Source organism: Amycolatopsis sp. FU40 (assembly GCF_021903635.1).
Taxonomy (GTDB): domain Bacteria; phylum Actinomycetota; class Actinomycetes; order Mycobacteriales; family Pseudonocardiaceae; genus Amycolatopsis; species Amycolatopsis dendrobii.
Genome location: NZ_CP091381.1, coordinates 5,759,495 through 5,773,508, shown reverse-complemented (window position 1 = coordinate 5,773,508; position 14,014 = coordinate 5,759,495). Strand labels below are relative to the sequence as shown.

The 14,014-nt window shown below is 68.9% G+C and carries 18 protein-coding genes; 16 read left to right on the top strand and 2 right to left on the bottom strand.

The window, feature by feature from the left end; genetic code table 11:
- The first annotated feature begins 2 nt into the window (after nt 1-2).
- Genes clpS through L3Q65_RS27270 form a run of 3 tightly spaced genes read left to right on the top strand, consistent with a single transcriptional unit; the run spans nt 3 to nt 1,854 of the window.
- A complete protein-coding gene (gene clpS / locus L3Q65_RS27280; RefSeq protein WP_037718267.1) occupies nt 3-302 on the top strand; it encodes an ATP-dependent Clp protease adapter ClpS in 300 nt (99 codons plus the stop codon).
- A complete protein-coding gene (locus L3Q65_RS27275) occupies nt 299-856 on the top strand; it encodes a DUF2017 domain-containing protein (protein WP_037715369.1) in 558 nt (185 codons plus the stop codon). The genes clpS and L3Q65_RS27275 overlap by 4 nt, the downstream gene beginning before the upstream one ends.
- Nucleotides 817-1,854: a P1 family peptidase gene (locus tag L3Q65_RS27270; protein ID WP_237597022.1), complete on the top strand. Its 1,038-nt coding sequence runs from the start codon at nt 817-819 to the stop codon at nt 1,852-1,854. The genes L3Q65_RS27275 and L3Q65_RS27270 overlap by 40 nt, the downstream gene beginning before the upstream one ends.
- Nucleotide 1,855: 1 nt before the next feature.
- On the opposite strand, the gene L3Q65_RS27265 is transcribed toward L3Q65_RS27270, so the two are convergent.
- Nucleotides 1,856-2,227: a hypothetical protein gene (locus L3Q65_RS27265; RefSeq protein ID WP_182891020.1), complete on the bottom strand. Its 372-nt coding sequence runs from the start codon at nt 2,225-2,227 to the stop codon at nt 1,856-1,858.
- Nucleotides 2,228-2,308: 81 nt separating this feature from the next.
- On the opposite strand from L3Q65_RS27265, the gene L3Q65_RS27260 reads away from it, so the two are divergent.
- The 3 genes from L3Q65_RS27260 to L3Q65_RS27250 all read left to right on the top strand — a co-directional run bounded on the left by L3Q65_RS27260 (nt 2,309) and on the right by L3Q65_RS27250 (nt 4,018).
- The gene (locus tag L3Q65_RS27260; RefSeq protein ID WP_043827849.1) at nt 2,309-2,716 is read left to right on the top strand and encodes a Mov34/MPN/PAD-1 family protein; all 408 of its coding nucleotides are present in this window, start codon (nt 2,309-2,311) and stop codon (nt 2,714-2,716) included.
- A gap of 68 nt (nt 2,717-2,784) precedes the next feature.
- Entirely contained in the window at nt 2,785-3,063 is a 279-nt protein-coding gene (locus L3Q65_RS27255; RefSeq protein WP_009082495.1) for a MoaD/ThiS family protein, read from the top strand.
- 4 nt (nt 3,064-3,067) lie between these two features.
- Nucleotides 3,068-4,018, top strand: coding sequence for a PLP-dependent cysteine synthase family protein (locus tag L3Q65_RS27250; RefSeq protein WP_009082493.1), 951 nt, complete (start codon nt 3,068-3,070; stop codon nt 4,016-4,018).
- 43 nt (nt 4,019-4,061) lie between these two features.
- On the opposite strand, the gene L3Q65_RS27245 is transcribed toward L3Q65_RS27250, so the two are convergent.
- A complete protein-coding gene (locus L3Q65_RS27245; RefSeq protein ID WP_237597021.1) occupies nt 4,062-4,706 on the bottom strand; it encodes a TetR/AcrR family transcriptional regulator in 645 nt (214 codons plus the stop codon).
- A 22-nt stretch (nt 4,707-4,728) separates the two neighbouring features.
- On the opposite strand from L3Q65_RS27245, the gene L3Q65_RS27240 reads away from it, so the two are divergent.
- The 10 genes from L3Q65_RS27240 (at nt 4,729) to L3Q65_RS27195 (ending at nt 13,988) form a co-directional block, all read left to right on the top strand.
- On the top strand, nt 4,729-6,051 hold the full coding sequence (locus tag L3Q65_RS27240; protein WP_237597020.1) for an MFS transporter: 1,323 nt from the start codon (nt 4,729-4,731) through the stop codon (nt 6,049-6,051).
- 171 nt (nt 6,052-6,222) lie between these two features.
- Entirely contained in the window at nt 6,223-6,909 is a 687-nt protein-coding gene (locus tag L3Q65_RS27235; protein WP_370648124.1) for a rhomboid family intramembrane serine protease, read from the top strand.
- Nucleotides 6,906-7,706: a glutamate racemase gene (gene murI, locus L3Q65_RS27230; protein ID WP_182891023.1), complete on the top strand. Its 801-nt coding sequence runs from the start codon at nt 6,906-6,908 to the stop codon at nt 7,704-7,706. The genes L3Q65_RS27235 and murI overlap by 4 nt, the downstream gene beginning before the upstream one ends.
- Nucleotides 7,707-7,742: 36 nt before the next feature.
- Entirely contained in the window at nt 7,743-8,510 is a 768-nt protein-coding gene (locus L3Q65_RS27225) for an MBL fold metallo-hydrolase (RefSeq protein WP_237597019.1), read from the top strand.
- 93 nt (nt 8,511-8,603) lie between these two features.
- Nucleotides 8,604-9,380: a ribonuclease PH gene (gene rph, locus L3Q65_RS27220; protein WP_237597018.1), complete on the top strand. Its 777-nt coding sequence runs from the start codon at nt 8,604-8,606 to the stop codon at nt 9,378-9,380.
- Nucleotides 9,377-9,985 (top strand): RdgB/HAM1 family non-canonical purine NTP pyrophosphatase, encoded by a 609-nt coding sequence (rdgB, locus tag L3Q65_RS27215; protein ID WP_182891026.1) that lies wholly within the window; start codon nt 9,377-9,379, stop codon nt 9,983-9,985. Before rph ends, rdgB begins: the two co-directional genes overlap by 4 nt.
- A gap of 66 nt (nt 9,986-10,051) precedes the next feature.
- Entirely contained in the window at nt 10,052-10,741 is a 690-nt protein-coding gene (locus L3Q65_RS27210; protein WP_182891027.1) for a response regulator transcription factor, read from the top strand.
- A complete protein-coding gene (locus L3Q65_RS27205) occupies nt 10,731-12,476 on the top strand; it encodes a cell wall metabolism sensor histidine kinase WalK (protein ID WP_182891028.1) in 1,746 nt (581 codons plus the stop codon). The genes L3Q65_RS27210 and L3Q65_RS27205 overlap by 11 nt, the downstream gene beginning before the upstream one ends.
- A 33-nt stretch (nt 12,477-12,509) precedes the next feature.
- On the top strand, nt 12,510-13,343 hold the full coding sequence (locus tag L3Q65_RS27200) for an AraC family transcriptional regulator (RefSeq protein ID WP_237597017.1): 834 nt from the start codon (nt 12,510-12,512) through the stop codon (nt 13,341-13,343).
- 66 nt (nt 13,344-13,409) lie between these two features.
- The gene (locus L3Q65_RS27195) at nt 13,410-13,988 is read left to right on the top strand and encodes a dihydrofolate reductase family protein (RefSeq protein WP_182891030.1); all 579 of its coding nucleotides are present in this window, start codon (nt 13,410-13,412) and stop codon (nt 13,986-13,988) included.
- Nucleotides 13,989-14,014: the final 26 nt, after the last annotated feature.

Below are 14,014 nucleotides of genomic sequence, written 5' to 3'. Positions count from 1 at the left end.
GCATGTCCACGCCTGTCGCATCCGAACAGACGCAGGTCGATCCACTCGGGGCCGAGCTGGCCGAATCCGACCAGCCCTGGCGGACGATCGTCTGGAACGATCCGGTCAACTTGATGTCGTACGTGACGTACGTCTTCCAGAAGCTGTTCGGCTACAGCCGGGACCACGCCACGAAGCTGATGCTCGACGTGCACAACAAGGGCAGGGCGATCGTGTCGTCCGGTTCGAAGGAGAAGGTGGAGACCGACGTGGCGAAGCTGCACGCGGCGGGCCTGTGGGCGACCATGGAACAGCCCTCGTGAAGGCCTGGCGGCGCAAGGGGGACGCCATCCTCGCCGGGTTCGAGCAGCAAGAGGCCGCGGTGCTGCGCGGGCTCGTCGGGCAGCTCGAGGACATGCTCACCGCGCGGGCCGAGGAGGCCCCGCAGGACGAACTGGCCGAGCTGACCGGGATCCGCACCGGGCCCGCCGAATCGCCGGACGACCCGGTGCTGTCGCGGCTGCTGCCGGACTTCCACCGGCTCGACCCGGACAACCCGAGCCGCGAGGACCTCGATTCGGCGGCGGCGATGCGGTCGCTGCACGAGCCGGAGCTGCTGGAGAAGAAGGTCGGCGTCGCGAAGATCGTGCTCGACACGCTCCCGCGCGACGGCGGTTCGGTGAAGCTGACTTTCGAGCAGGCGGACGCCTGGCTCGGCGCACTGAACGACGTCCGGCTGGCGCTCGGCACGGCGCTCGACGTCACCGAGGACATGCCCGACGAGCTGCCCGAAGACGACCCCCGCGCACCCCATCTCGGCGTCTACCATTGGCTGACATGGGTGCAGGAGACGCTGATCCAGGCGCTGACCGGCTGACCGGCGGGAAAATCACCGACGTCCCTGGCGTGCTCGTAGGCCATCACCAACGGCTCGGCGACGGCTGGGCCTCCGGAACCACCGTCGTGCTCGTGCCGGACGGCGCGACCGGCGCGGTCGACCAGCGCGGCGGTGCGCCCGGCACCCGCGAAACCAATCTGCTGGAGCCGGAAAACCTGGTGCAGCAGGTGAACGCGGTCTGTCTCTCCGGGGGAAGCGCGTACGGGCTCGCGGCGGCGGACGGCGTGATGCGGTGGCTGTCCGAGCGGAATTTCGGCTTTCCCGTTGGCGCGCAGCCGTATGAGGTGGTGCCGATCGTGCCCGCGGCGGTGCTGTTCGACCTGCCGCGCAGCGCGTGGGGCAACCGGCCGGACGCCGATTTCGGTTACGCCGCTTGCGAAGCCGCCGGGGAGGCTGTCGCGATGGGCACCGTCGGCGCGGGCTCGGGTGCGGTGGTCGGTTCGCTCAAGGGCGGCATCGGGACGGCGAGCGAGGTCGTCGGCGACGTGACTGTGGGCGCGATCGCGGCGGTGAACGCGGCGGGCCAGGCAGTGGATTTCGCGACTGGGCGGGCTTTCGCCGCTGATCACGAAGTCGACGGCGAGTTCGGCGTCCGCTGGCCGGACCGGCCCGGCGAGGTGCCGGGGCAGCGGACCGATCTGAACACCACGATCGGGGTGGTGGCTTGCGATGCGGCGTTGACGAAGGCTGAGGCACGCCGCTTGACGGTCGCCGCGCAGGACGGGTTGGCGCGCGCGGTGCGGCCGGCGCATTCGATGTTCGACGGCGACACCGTGTTCGCGCTGGCAACGGGCGCGCAGCAGCTGCCAGGGGAGCCGGGGTCGTTCGCCGTGGCGGCGCGAGCGGGCGCGCTGGACGCGTTGTGCGCGGCGGCGGCGCGGGTGTTCGCGCGGGCGATGGTGCACGGACTGCTTTCGGCGACCTCCGCTGCGGGCGTCCCGGCTTATCGGGATGTGTGGCCGGAAGCGCTGGGCTGAGTCAGAACGGGTCCTGCGGGAGCGCGTCCTCGCTCCGTTCGAGGTCGGCGGCGCGCACGGCAGCCACGTACTCGTCTTCGATCTCCAGCACCAGGCCGCCGAACGACACCGTCGGCCCGAGCGAGGGATGCAGGTCCACCGGGCCCAGTTCGGTCGAGCGCGGCAGCTGCGCCCACACCGAAACCGGCTTCCACCGGCGGAAAGCGCTGCACGCGAGCACCGTGACGTGCCGGTCGGTGACCACGACGAGGAAGTTCCGGTGCGCGGCCATCATCGAAATCATCAGCGATGTGGCGGGGAACACGTACTGGACGACGTCCCCCTCGGCCAGCAGGCCACGGCAGCGTTCGCGGATCTTCGAGGACACCGGCATCCCGTTATTGTGCCCTGACCTGCGGATGAGCGGTAGCTCTCACAGTGTGGACTCGTTCGGTCCACGAACTAAGATGTGCGTGTGCTCCGGATCCGCCGTGAACTCGTCGACGAGATCGTCGCCCACGCCCGCCGTGACCACCCCGACGAAGCGTGCGGGGTGGTGGCCGGTCCTGCCGGCTCGGACCGCCCCGAGCGGTTCATCCCGATGCTGAACGCGGCCCGCTCGCCGACGTTCTACGAGTTCGACTCGGGCGACCTGCTCAAGCTGTACCGCGAGATGGACGCGAACGACGAGGTCCCGGTGGTCATCTACCACTCGCACACCGCGACCGAGGCCTACCCGTCGCGCACCGACGCGAACATCGCCGCGGAACCCGACGCGCACTACGTGCTCGTCTCGACAAGAGAGCCCGATTCGCACGAGTTCCGCTCGTACCGGATCGTGGACGCCGAGATCACCGAGGAGCCGGTCGAGATCCTCGACTGAACTCCAGCGGAATAAAGCGCGGCGTCCGATACGTCAGCGTGTAGGAACCCACCCGGAGGTAGAAAACCATGGCCGTGACCGTGTCCATCCCGACCATCCTGCGCACCCACACCGGCGGCGAGAAGTCCGTCGAGGCGTCGGGCAAGACTGTCCTCGAGATCATCGACGACGTCGAGTCGCGGCACGCCGGGCTGAAGGCGCGCCTGGTCAAGGAGGAGAAGCTGCACCGCTTCATCAACGTCTACGTCAACGACGAGGACGTGCGCTTCTCCGGCGGGCTCGACGCCGAGGTCAAGGACGGCGACACCCTCACCATCCTGCCCGCCGTCGCGGGCGGCGCGCGCTGAGCCGATGGCTCGCTACGAGTCCCTCCTCGACGCGCTAGGCGGCACCCCGCTGGTCGGACTGCCCCGGCTGTCGCCGACCGACGAGGTGCGGCTGTGGGCGAAGCTCGAGGACCGCAACCCGACCGGCTCGATCAAGGACCGGCCAGCGCTGGCCATGATCGAGGCGGCGGAGCGGGACGGCATCCTGCGGCGCGGGTCCACGATCCTCGAACCGACCTCGGGCAACACCGGGATTTCGCTGGCCATGGCCGCGAAGCTCAAGGGTTACGGCCTGGTGTGCGTGATGCCGGAGAACACCTCGGCCGAACGCAAGCAGCTGCTGCAGGCGTACGGCGCGCGGATCGTGTTCTCGCCCGCCGCGGGCGGCTCGAACGAGGCCGTGCGCCGGGCCAAGGAGCTGGCGAAGCAGAATCCCGACTGGGTGATGCTCTATCAGTACGGCAACCCGGCCAACGCGGACGCGCACTACCGCGGCACCGGGCCGGAGCTGCTGAAGGACCTGCCGACGCTGACGCACTTCGTCGGCGGCCTCGGCACGACCGGCACGCTGGTCGGGGTCGGCCGGTACCTGCACGAGCACAAGCCGGACGTGCAGGTCATCGCGGCGGAGCCCCGGTACGGCGAGCTGGTGTACGGCCTGCGGAACCTCGACGAGGGGTTCGTGCCGGAGCTGTACGACGAAAGTGTGCTCAACGGACGCTATTCGGTGGGGGCGTACGACGCTCTCCGGCGGACGCGGGAGCTGCTGGAGCACGAGGGCATTTTCGCCGGGATCTCCACGGGTGCGGTGCTGCACGCCGCGCTCGGGGTCGCGGAGAAGGCCGCTGCCCGCGGCGAGAAGGCGGACGTGGCTTTCGTGGTCGCGGACGCCGGCTGGAAGTACCTGTCGACCGGCGCGTATTCCGGGTCGCTGGACGAAGCGGCAGAACGGCTTGACGGTCAGCTCTGGGCCTGACTGAGGCGTCCGTGAGGGGAACTCTGATTCCCCAGGGTTCCCCTCACGGCAGCAATCCGTTGACGAGTGCGCGGATGCTTCGTTCGTAACTGTCTTGTGCGGTAAGGGTTTCCCAGCGCGGCCCGATCTGGGCGAGCGTCGGGAATTCCGTCGTGTCCAGGTCGGCGAAGACTCGCTGCCGGTGGGTGTCGCCGCCCTGATCGCGTCGGCGCGCGGCGGCCGCGCGTGAGCTGATCTCGCCGAGCGTGTAGTGCCACACCGCTCGGTAGACCTCCACCGCCGCCTCGATCGGCAACCCGGCTTTTTCCGCCGCCGCAACGATTTTCTCCGGGTACCACAGCCCGCCGACCGACAGCAGGTCGTCGGAGCGCAGTACTTCCACGATCCACGGGCAGTTTGCCAGCCCGTCCCGCATCGCCTTCGCGACCGCCACGATCCGGTCGCACGGTTCCTCGGGGAGGTTCTCCGGCCGAGGCATTTCGCCGTGCGCGTAGTCGTCGAGCAGCAGCAGAAGCAGACCCTCTTTGTCGCGCACGTGGTGGTACAGCGCCATCGGCGTGCTGCCGACCTCCTTGGCCAGCCTGCGCATGGTCAACGCGTCGACGCCGTCTTCGTCGATGACCCGGTGGGCGGCGGCCACGATGTCGGACCTGGAGATCTTCGGCGGTCGGCCGGTGCGCGCTGGCATGCCGCCATGCTACTTTTTATACATGTACAAAAACTACTGGGGGACGGTCGCCGCGCTGGCGTTCGCGGTGGCGGTCGGGACTTTGCAGATGACCGTGGTGGTGCCGTTGCTGCCGCAGCTGCAGCTCAAGCTGGGGGTGCCGCTGAGTTCGGTGTCGTGGGCGCTGACCGCGGGGCTGCTGGCGGGCGCGGTCGCGATTCCGCTGGTCGCGCAGCTGGGCGACCTCTACGGCAGGCGCACGATGTCGCTGGTCGTGCTCGCGTTGCTGGTCGGGGGATCGGTGCTGGGGGCGGTGGCGGAGTCGCTGCCGCTGCTGATCGTCGGCCGGATCCTGCAAGGCACGGCCGCGCCGCTGCTGCCGCTGGCGATCGGCCAGGTCAGGACCGTGCTGCCGCCCCGGTCGCTGCCGACCGCGATCGGCGTGCTGAGCGCGACGATCGGCGCGGGCAGCGGCGGCGGGATGATTCTCGCCGGGCTGGCCGGCGGTGATCACCAGCTGGTGTTCTGGGCGCTGGCGGCGCTCGGCGTGGTGGCGTTCGCGCTGGTCGCCGCGGTCCGGGAGGACCGGACGGCCGAGGTCCGGAGCGGTTCGCCGGATCTGCTGGGCGCGGTGCTGGTGTCGGGGTGGCTGATCTGCCTGCTGCTGGCGATCAGCAAGGGGGCCGAATGGGGCTGGGCAACCGTCGCGCTCGTGGTCGGGGCCGTGGTGCTGGCGGCGGCGTGGGTGGCGACGGCGCGGCGCGCGAAGACGCCGTTGATCGAGATTCCGATGCTGTTGCACCGAAAGACGATCGGCGCGACGGTGGCGTCATTCCTGCTCGGCTTCGCGTTGTTCGCCACGATCATGACGCTTTCGGCCTACGCGCAGGGAATGCTCGGGGCGTCGGTGTTGCAGGTGGGGCTTTATCTCTTGCCGACGACGATCTTGATGCTGGTGGTTTCGGTGCTGGCCGGTGCGTTGATGCGCCGGTTCAGCGCGCCCGCACTGGTCGCGGGCGGTTCGGTGGTGGTACTGGCGGCCGCGTTGTGGCTCGCGACGTTGCCGGGGGACGGGCTCGGTCTCTATGCCGTCGCGGCGGTGCTGGGGCTGGGCATCGGGCTCGGGTACGCCGCGTTGGGGACGATGGCGGTCGAACACGTCGAGCCCGCGAAGACGGCCGCGGCAGGCGGGATCAACGCGCTGGTCCGGGTGGTGGGCAGCAGTCTCGCCGGAGCGGTCGGCGCAGTGGCGCTGTCGGCGGGCGGTCCGGGATGGAGCTTTGCGGTGGCGGCGGTGGCCGCGTTGCTTTCGGCCCTGTTCGCCGCCGCCTACGGAAACTTGCTCCGGAAGCCCGCAACGGTCTGACCGCCGGTCCGTGAAGGGCCCACTCACGACCGCGCTGCCCCGGAAGGTCTGTGAAGGACTCCTTGAGGGAATCAGATTCCCGGAAGGAGTCCTTCACGGACCGCTCACCCGGAGTGAAGTTCAGGGATTTCTCCCGAGGCCGTCCGCCTCCCGCCGACGTAGCCTGAGGGCGTGAGCACACTGCCTCCCCTCCCGCCGGCGTCGCCGCCGCCCGCCGCTGGCAGCGGCAAGCCGGTCGACGCCGCGAAGCGCATCCTGCCGCCCAATCCCAAGGCCGCGGCGTTCGTCGCGCTGGGGTTCGTGGCGGTGCTGTACCTCGTGGAACTGCTCGACGTGATCCTGCCGGGCAAGTTCACCGACGGCGGGATCCTGTCGCGGGACGCGTCCAGCCTGGACGGCATCCTCTGGGCGCCGCTGCTGCACGCCAACTGGTCGCACCTGTTCTCCAACACGGTGCCGGTGCTGGTCTTCTCCTTCCTCGCGATGGCGGCGGGCATCGGCCGGTTCGCCGTGGTCACCGCGATCATCTGGCTGGTTTCCGGGCTCGGCGTGTGGCTGGTCGGACCGTCGAACGCCTACACCGTCGGCGCGTCCGGCCTCGCCTTCGGCTGGCTCGCGTACCTGCTGGTGCGCGGTCTTTTCCACCGGTCGCTCGCGCAGATCGCGGTCGCCGTCGTGCTGCTCGGCATCTGGAGCGGGATGCTCTGGGGCCTGCTGCCCGGCAACCCCGGCATCTCCTGGCAGGGCCACCTCTTCGGAGCGCTGGCCGGCATCCTCGCCGCGTGGCTGACCTCACGCGGGGAACGGGTCAAAGCCCCGAAGACCGAGCCGACGACCCCGGGTAACCTCGGGATGTGAGTTCTTCAGGCGCGCCCATCGGTGTTTTCGACTCCGGCGTCGGCGGGCTCACTGTCGCACGCTCGATTCTCGAACTGCTGCCTGCCGAACAGTTGCGCTACGTCGGCGACACCGCGCGCAACCCGTACGGCCCGCTGCCCATCGCCACCGCTCGCGAGTACGCGTTGGCCGCTCTCGACGACATGGTCGAGAGCGGGGTGAAGGCGTTGGTGATCGCGTGCAACACAGCGTCCGCGGCCTGCCTTCGCGACGCGCGCGAACGCTACGACGTACCTGTCATCGAAGTGGTCCTTCCGGCCGCGCGCCGGGCCGCAGTCGCCACGCACAGCGGACGCGTCGGTCTGATCGGCACCGAAGGCACTGTGCGTTCGAGGGCGTACGACGACGCCTTCGCCGCCGCGCCCGACGTACGCCTCACCAGCGTCGCCTGCCCGCGCTTCGTGGACTTCGTGGAGCGCGGCATCACGACCGGTCGACAGATCCTCGGTCTGGCACAGGGCTATCTGCAGCCGTTGCTCGAAGCCGAAGTCGACACGCTCATCCTCGGCTGCACGCACTATCCGCTGCTGTCCGGCGTGCTGCAGATCGTGATGGGACAGGACGTCACGCTCGTCTCCAGCGCCGACGAAACCGCCAAGGACCTCTACCGCGTGCTGACCGAACTCGACCTGCTCGCCGAACGCGACGAGCCGCCGCGGCACGAGTTCCTCGCCACCGGTTCGCCGGAGCCGTTCGCCCGCTTGGCGCAGCGGTTCATGGGCTTCGCGCCGGGTGCGCTCGACCCGGTGAGCGCGTGACGCTGCGGTGGCGCTGAGCGGAGTTAGGGTGACGGGGTGCGATTGACGATCCTTGGGTGTTCGGGCAGCATCCCCGGGCCGAACGCCGCCGCGTCCGGGTACCTCCTGGAGGCGGAGGGCTACCGGCTCGGTCTCGAGCTGGGCTCGGGCGCGTTCGCCCAATTGCAGACCGTGCTGGACCCGTTCGACCTCGACGCGCTCGTCCTTTCGCACCTGCATGCCGACCACTGCGCCGACGTCAACTCTCTGACGGTGCTTCGCCGCTACCATCCCGCGCCGCCGTATCCCGCGCGGCCGCGACGGTTGCCGGTGTACGCACCAGCAGACGCGCCTTCGCGCCTTGCGCACGCGTACGCGGCCGATGCGGCTGAGCGAGCCGCTGTGGATCTGTCGGACGTGTACGAATTCCACGAGCTGCGCGAAGAGACGATCGAGATCGGTCCCTTCGACGTGACCGCTGTCGCTGTGTACCACCCGACGCCTGCATTCGGCCTACGCATCGCGTACGGCGGCACCATCCTCGCGTACACCGGCGACACCGGACTGTGCCGCGGCCTCGGCGAATTGGCCGACGGCGTCGATGTCCTGCTTTCCGAAGCGTCCTGGACCGATGCCGCCGATCGTCCGCAAGGCGTGCACCTCTCCGGGAAAGAAGCTGGTGAACTGGCCAAAGAAGCCGGAGTCGGTCGCCTGCTGCTGACCCACGTCGCGCCGTGGACCGATCGCAACGCTGTCTTGGCCGAGGCCAAGGCGGTATTCCCGGACGCTGAACTGGTGACGCAAGGCGCGGTCTACGACCTCTGATCGCGAAAGTGTCAGAGGTACGTCCTAGCTCCGCCTTCCTCCCCTCCACCACCCTCAACGGAAGTGGCGTTGCCACGCAGTATCGTCTGCTGCGTGGTGAGAAAAGATGGCAGGAACGACGACCAGCTCCGCGAAGTGAAGCTCACCCGCGGGTTCCAGAAGTGGCCTGCCGGGTCGGTGCTCGTCGAGTTCGGCAACACCAGGGTGCTGTGCGCGGCGAGCGTGACCGAGGGTGTGCCGCGCTGGCGTGCCGGGTCCGGTCTCGGCTGGGTGACCGCGGAGTACGCGATGCTCCCGTCCGCGACCAACACCCGCAGCGACCGCGAAGCGGTCAAGGGCCGGATCGGCGGCCGGACGCACGAGATCTCCCGGCTGATCGGCCGCTCCCTGCGCGCGTGCATCGACCTGGCCGCGCTCGGCGAGAACACCATCGTCATCGACTGCGACGTGATCCAGGCGGACGGCGGCACCCGCACCGCCGCGGTCACCGGCGGGTACGTGGCGCTGGCGGACGCGATCACCTGGCTGGGCGCGGCGAACCGGCTCAACGACCCGCAGCCGCTGTCGTCCTCGGTGGCCGCGGTGAGCGTCGGCGTCGTGGACGGCCGGGTGCGCCTCGACCTTCCGTACGAGGAGGATTCGCGCGCCGAGGTCGACATGAACGTGGTCGCCACCGACGCCGGAACCCTCATCGAGGTCCAGGGCACCGGCGAAGGAGCGACTTTCGCGCGGTCCACTTTGGACACCATGCTCGACCTGGCGCTGGCGGGCTGCGAGGAACTGACCCGGCTGCAGAACGAGGCGCTGGCGCTGCCGTACCCGGGCGAGCTGCCGGAACCGCGTCCGGACAATAAGAAGGGCCAGAAGTGACCAAGCTGCTGCTGGCCACCCGGAACGCGAAGAAGCTGGGCGAACTGCGCCGGATCCTGGAGGCGGAAGGCATCCAGGGCGTCGAGGTGCTCGGCCTGAACGACGTCGAGGAGTTCCCGGAAGCCCCGGAAACCGCGCCCGATTTCGAAGGCAACGCCGAGGCCAAAGCACGGGACGCGGTGGCCGCCACCGGATTGCCCGCCATCGCGGACGACTCGGGCCTGACTGTGGACGCGTTGAACGGCATGCCCGGCGTCCTGTCGGCTCGTTGGTCCGGCAAGCACGGCGACGACGAAGCGAACCTGAACCTGGTGCTGGCGCAGCTGACCGACACCCCGGACGAGCGCCGGGGCGCGGCCTTCGTCTGCGCCGCCGTGCTGGCTCTCCCTTCCGGCGAGACCACCACGGTCCGGGGCGAATGGCGCGGCACGCTGACGCGGGAAAAGCACGGTACCAACGGTTTCGGCTACGACCCGATCTTCGTGCCGGAAAACGAAACGAAAACCAGCGCGGAACTGAGCCCGGCGGAAAAAGACGCCGCCTCGCATCGCGGCAAAGCCTTGCGCGCACTTCTGCCGGCCTTGCGAAAACTGGCTGACGCATAACTGCCGCGCCTGCCCCGGAGCCGCGCTGGTGGCTCCGGGGTGGGCCTGCGGCTAGTCTCGGCAGGCATGTGCGCCAATATCGTCCTAGCCGAAGACGATCCCAAACAAGCGGAACTGGTCCGCCGCTACCTGGAACACGAGCAGCACACCGTGATCGTCGCGCCCACCGGCGAGGCCGCACTGGCGGAAATCCGCACGGCGGAACCCGATCTCCTGATCCTGGACGTGATGCTCCCGGGCATGAACGGCCTGACCGTCTGCCGGACCATCCGGGCCTCGTCCGACCTGCCGATCCTCATGCTCACCGCCCGCTCGACCGAGGACGACCTGCTCCAGGGCCTCGACCTTGGCGCGGACGATTACGTCACCAAGCCCTACAGCCCGCGCGAGCTCATGGCGAGGGTCCGGACCCTCCTCCGGAGAACGCACTCGGCCAAAGACGGTCCGATCAAAGTCGGCACCCTGACCGTCGACAAGGAAAGGCACGAGGTCGCGGTAAGCGGAAACCCGATCGAAACTACCCCGGGGGAATTCCGGATCCTGGAGGTCATGGCCGCCCGGCCGGACCAGGTTTTCACCAGGGCGCAACTGCTGGAACATCTGCACGGCTTCGACCGCTACATCACTCAGCGCGCCATTGACGTGCACGTCATGAACCTCAGAAAGAAAATCGAGGCCAATCCCAGAAAACCCGCGAAACTCCTGACGGTTTACGGCGTGGGCTACAAACTGACCGCGAAGTCCGATGCCCCGTAGCCTGCTCTTCCGCCTCTTCGCGGTAACCGCGGCCATCGCGGTGTGTGCCATCGCCGCCACCGCCTGGCTGGCCTCCCGGACCACTTCCGGTGCCATCGAACGGGAACAGGGCCAGCTCTTCGCCGACGACGGCACGATCTACCAGGCCCTCCTTTCGTACGCGGCCACCCATCCGACCTGGTCCGGAGCGACCAGAACAATCAGTGACTACGCGGAGAAAACCGGCCGTAAAATCGTCCTGACCACCCCGCAGGGAAAGCTGATCGCGAGTTCGGAACAGAATCCGGGCACACTCCCGCCGCAGCCGTCCGCGGTCATCGATCCGTTGGCGGTCGACACCCGGCTGGGCGTCAAATCCACCCCGGACCGCATCGACCCCGACGCGGTCGGCCCGTACAAACTCCCCGCCGACGAACGCGAGGAGCTCCAGGAAATTGCCGACAAGGTCCTGTCCTGCACCCAGCGCAGAACCGGCCTCGGCAGCCTGGAAATCTCCCCGAGCGGCCACCCGCGGGTCATCGCCCCGGCAGGCACCGCCCAATGCGGCACCGCTCTGCTCGAACGCCCGACCGAGACCGAGCGAGCCGCCCTGGCCAAGCTGTCCGGCCTGATCGACGCCTGTCTCGGCCGCAACGACAGCACGGTCCCGGTAGCCAAACTGGGTCTGTTGTGGACCTTCGACGGCCCGGTCGTGCAGGCCACCGACCAGACGATCACCAACTGCGTGACCTCGGCCCGCAAAGAGCAGCTGACCCCCTTCGTAGCCCCCGCGGCCTGGCTCTACATCACCGAAAAGGGCACCGACCAGCCGCCGACCGGCTTCACCCTCTCCCCGGAAAACCGCACGAAACTGGTCGCCGTCACCGCTGCGATCCTGCTGCTGACGGTCATCGTCACCGCACTGGCGTCGATCCGCCTGATCCGCCCTCTTCGCGCGTTGACCGGCGCGGCCCAGCGCCTGAAAGCCGGCGAGACGGGCGCCAGGGTCCGGGTCAAAGGCAAGGACGAGATCGCCCGGCTGGCCACCGCGTTCAACGAGATGGCGCGGGCAAGGGAAGAGCTGGAGAACGCCCGCAAAGCGATGGTCAGCGACGTCGCGCACGAACTGCGCACCCCGCTGGCCACCATCCGAGGCTGGCTGGAAGCGGCGCAGGACGGCATCAGCCAGTTCGACGACGAACTGGTCGCCTCCCTGCTGGAAGAGGCGGTCCACTTGCAGCACATCGTGGACGACCTGCAAGACCTGGCCCTGGCCGACGCCGGAGCGCTGCGCGTCCACCCCGAACCCGTCGACGCCAACACCCTGCTCGCCCACCTCGCCGCCGCGCACGCCCCGCGCGCCGAATCCGCCGACGTCCGGTTGTCCGTCCCGCCCATGGAAAACCCGGCCATCACCGCGGATCCCGTGCGCTTGCGCCAAGTCCTGGACAACCTGGTCTCGAACGCGATCCGCCACACCCCGCCCGGCGGTTCGGTCACCGTCACCGCGAAGCAAGTCGAGAACGACGCGATCTTCGAAGTAACCGATACTGGCACCGGTATCGCCCCCGAGGATCTGCCCCGGGTTTTCGACCGTTTCTGGCGCGCGGATCCTTCCCGAAGCCGAGTGTCCGGCGGCAGCGGGCTAGGCCTGGCAATCGTCCGGAAACTAGCCGAAGCTCACGGCGGCGAAGTCACCGCCACCAGCACCCCCGGGCACGGCACCACCTTCACTCTGCGATTCCCCCGGGAGTAGCGCTGGCTGGCGTTTCTCGGCAATGCTGGGTGCGTGGAGTACGCGTCCCGAGCGCCGAGGCCGCCGCTGGACGGGCTGATCGACGACCTCTACTGCCTGGCGGGCACGCCGCCGTACGCCCGGCTGACGTTGCCACCGGCGCCTTCCGCGCTGCTCATCGTCAATCTCGGCGCGCCGTTCCGGATCCGCATCGATCTCGAGACAGCCGAGTACGCCGACGGCTGCGTGATCACCATGCCGACTCGCGCGTACGAATTCGGCTACCCGCCCGAGACTTGTTCCGTCGGCGTGCACTTCAAACCATGGGGCCTGGCACCGTTCCTGCCGATGCCCGCAGCCGAACTGTGCGACCGGCCGGTGACGATAGAACAGGTCTGGGGCCGACCCGCCATCGCCGAACTGCGCGACCGGCTAGCTACGGCGACCGGACCGCACGAAATGCTGGCGCTTCTCGAAGACGAACTGATGCGACGGCTGACCGATACCGCTGGCTTGGGCCTGGTCCGCCACACGAGCAGCATCATCGCGGCGACCAGCGGCGCGGTAGCGATCGGCGCTCTGAGCGAGGCCGCCGGGGTCAGCAGCACCCACTTGGCACAACGGTTCAAGGCGCTCGTCGGCGTCACCCCGAAGCGCTTGGCCCGCACCCACCGCTTCACCGCCACCGTGTTCGCGATCGACCTCGCCGGACCGATCGACTGGAGCGACCTCGCCGGTCGCGCGGGCTACTTCGACCAGGCCCACTTCGGCCACGAGTTCCGGGCGTTCACCGGTTTCACGCCGACCCAGTACCTCGAAGTCCGGCGGCGGTTCCGGCGCGAACATCCCGGCCACACCCTGGACGGCTGGCCGCTGCCCGCCGATTGATTTCTTACAAGAGCGACCGCGCGCGACCGGCTAATTTGGGGCCACCTGAAGCAGAGGAGAACCCCCGTGGGCAAGGTCGTCATGTACAGCTCGGTGTCGGCGGACGGCTTCATCGCCGACGAAAACGACCAGCCCGGTCCGCTGTTCGACTGGCTGACCAGCGGCGACGTCCCGCTGGACGAGAGCGGCGTACTGAAGGTGTCGCAGGCCTCGTACGACTACACCCGCTCGTACTGGGACCGGATCGGAGCGACCGTCGCGGGCCGCCACGTCTTCGACCTGACCGACGGCTGGGACGGGAAACCGCCGAGCGGGATCGACCATGTGGTCGTCGTGACCCACCGCCCAGCACCCGAAGGCTGGGACCCCCAGGCGCCGTTCCACTTCGTCGACGGCGTCAAGGCGGCCGTGGCCAAGGCACAAGAACTCGCGGGCGACCGCGTTGTCGAGATCGCGGCCGGCGACGTCGGCGGTCAAGCACTAGCCGCGGGCCTGGTCGACGAGGTGCGCATGGACGTGGTGCCGGTGGTCTTCGGATCCGGCAAGCGCTACTTCGGCTCAGTCACCGCACAGCACCTGCTGGAGAACCCCGACGCGGTTCAGGGCGACCGGGTGCTGCACCTGCGCTATCAGGTGCGTCGCTGACCGATCGCGCGGAGAGGCCGGTCCAG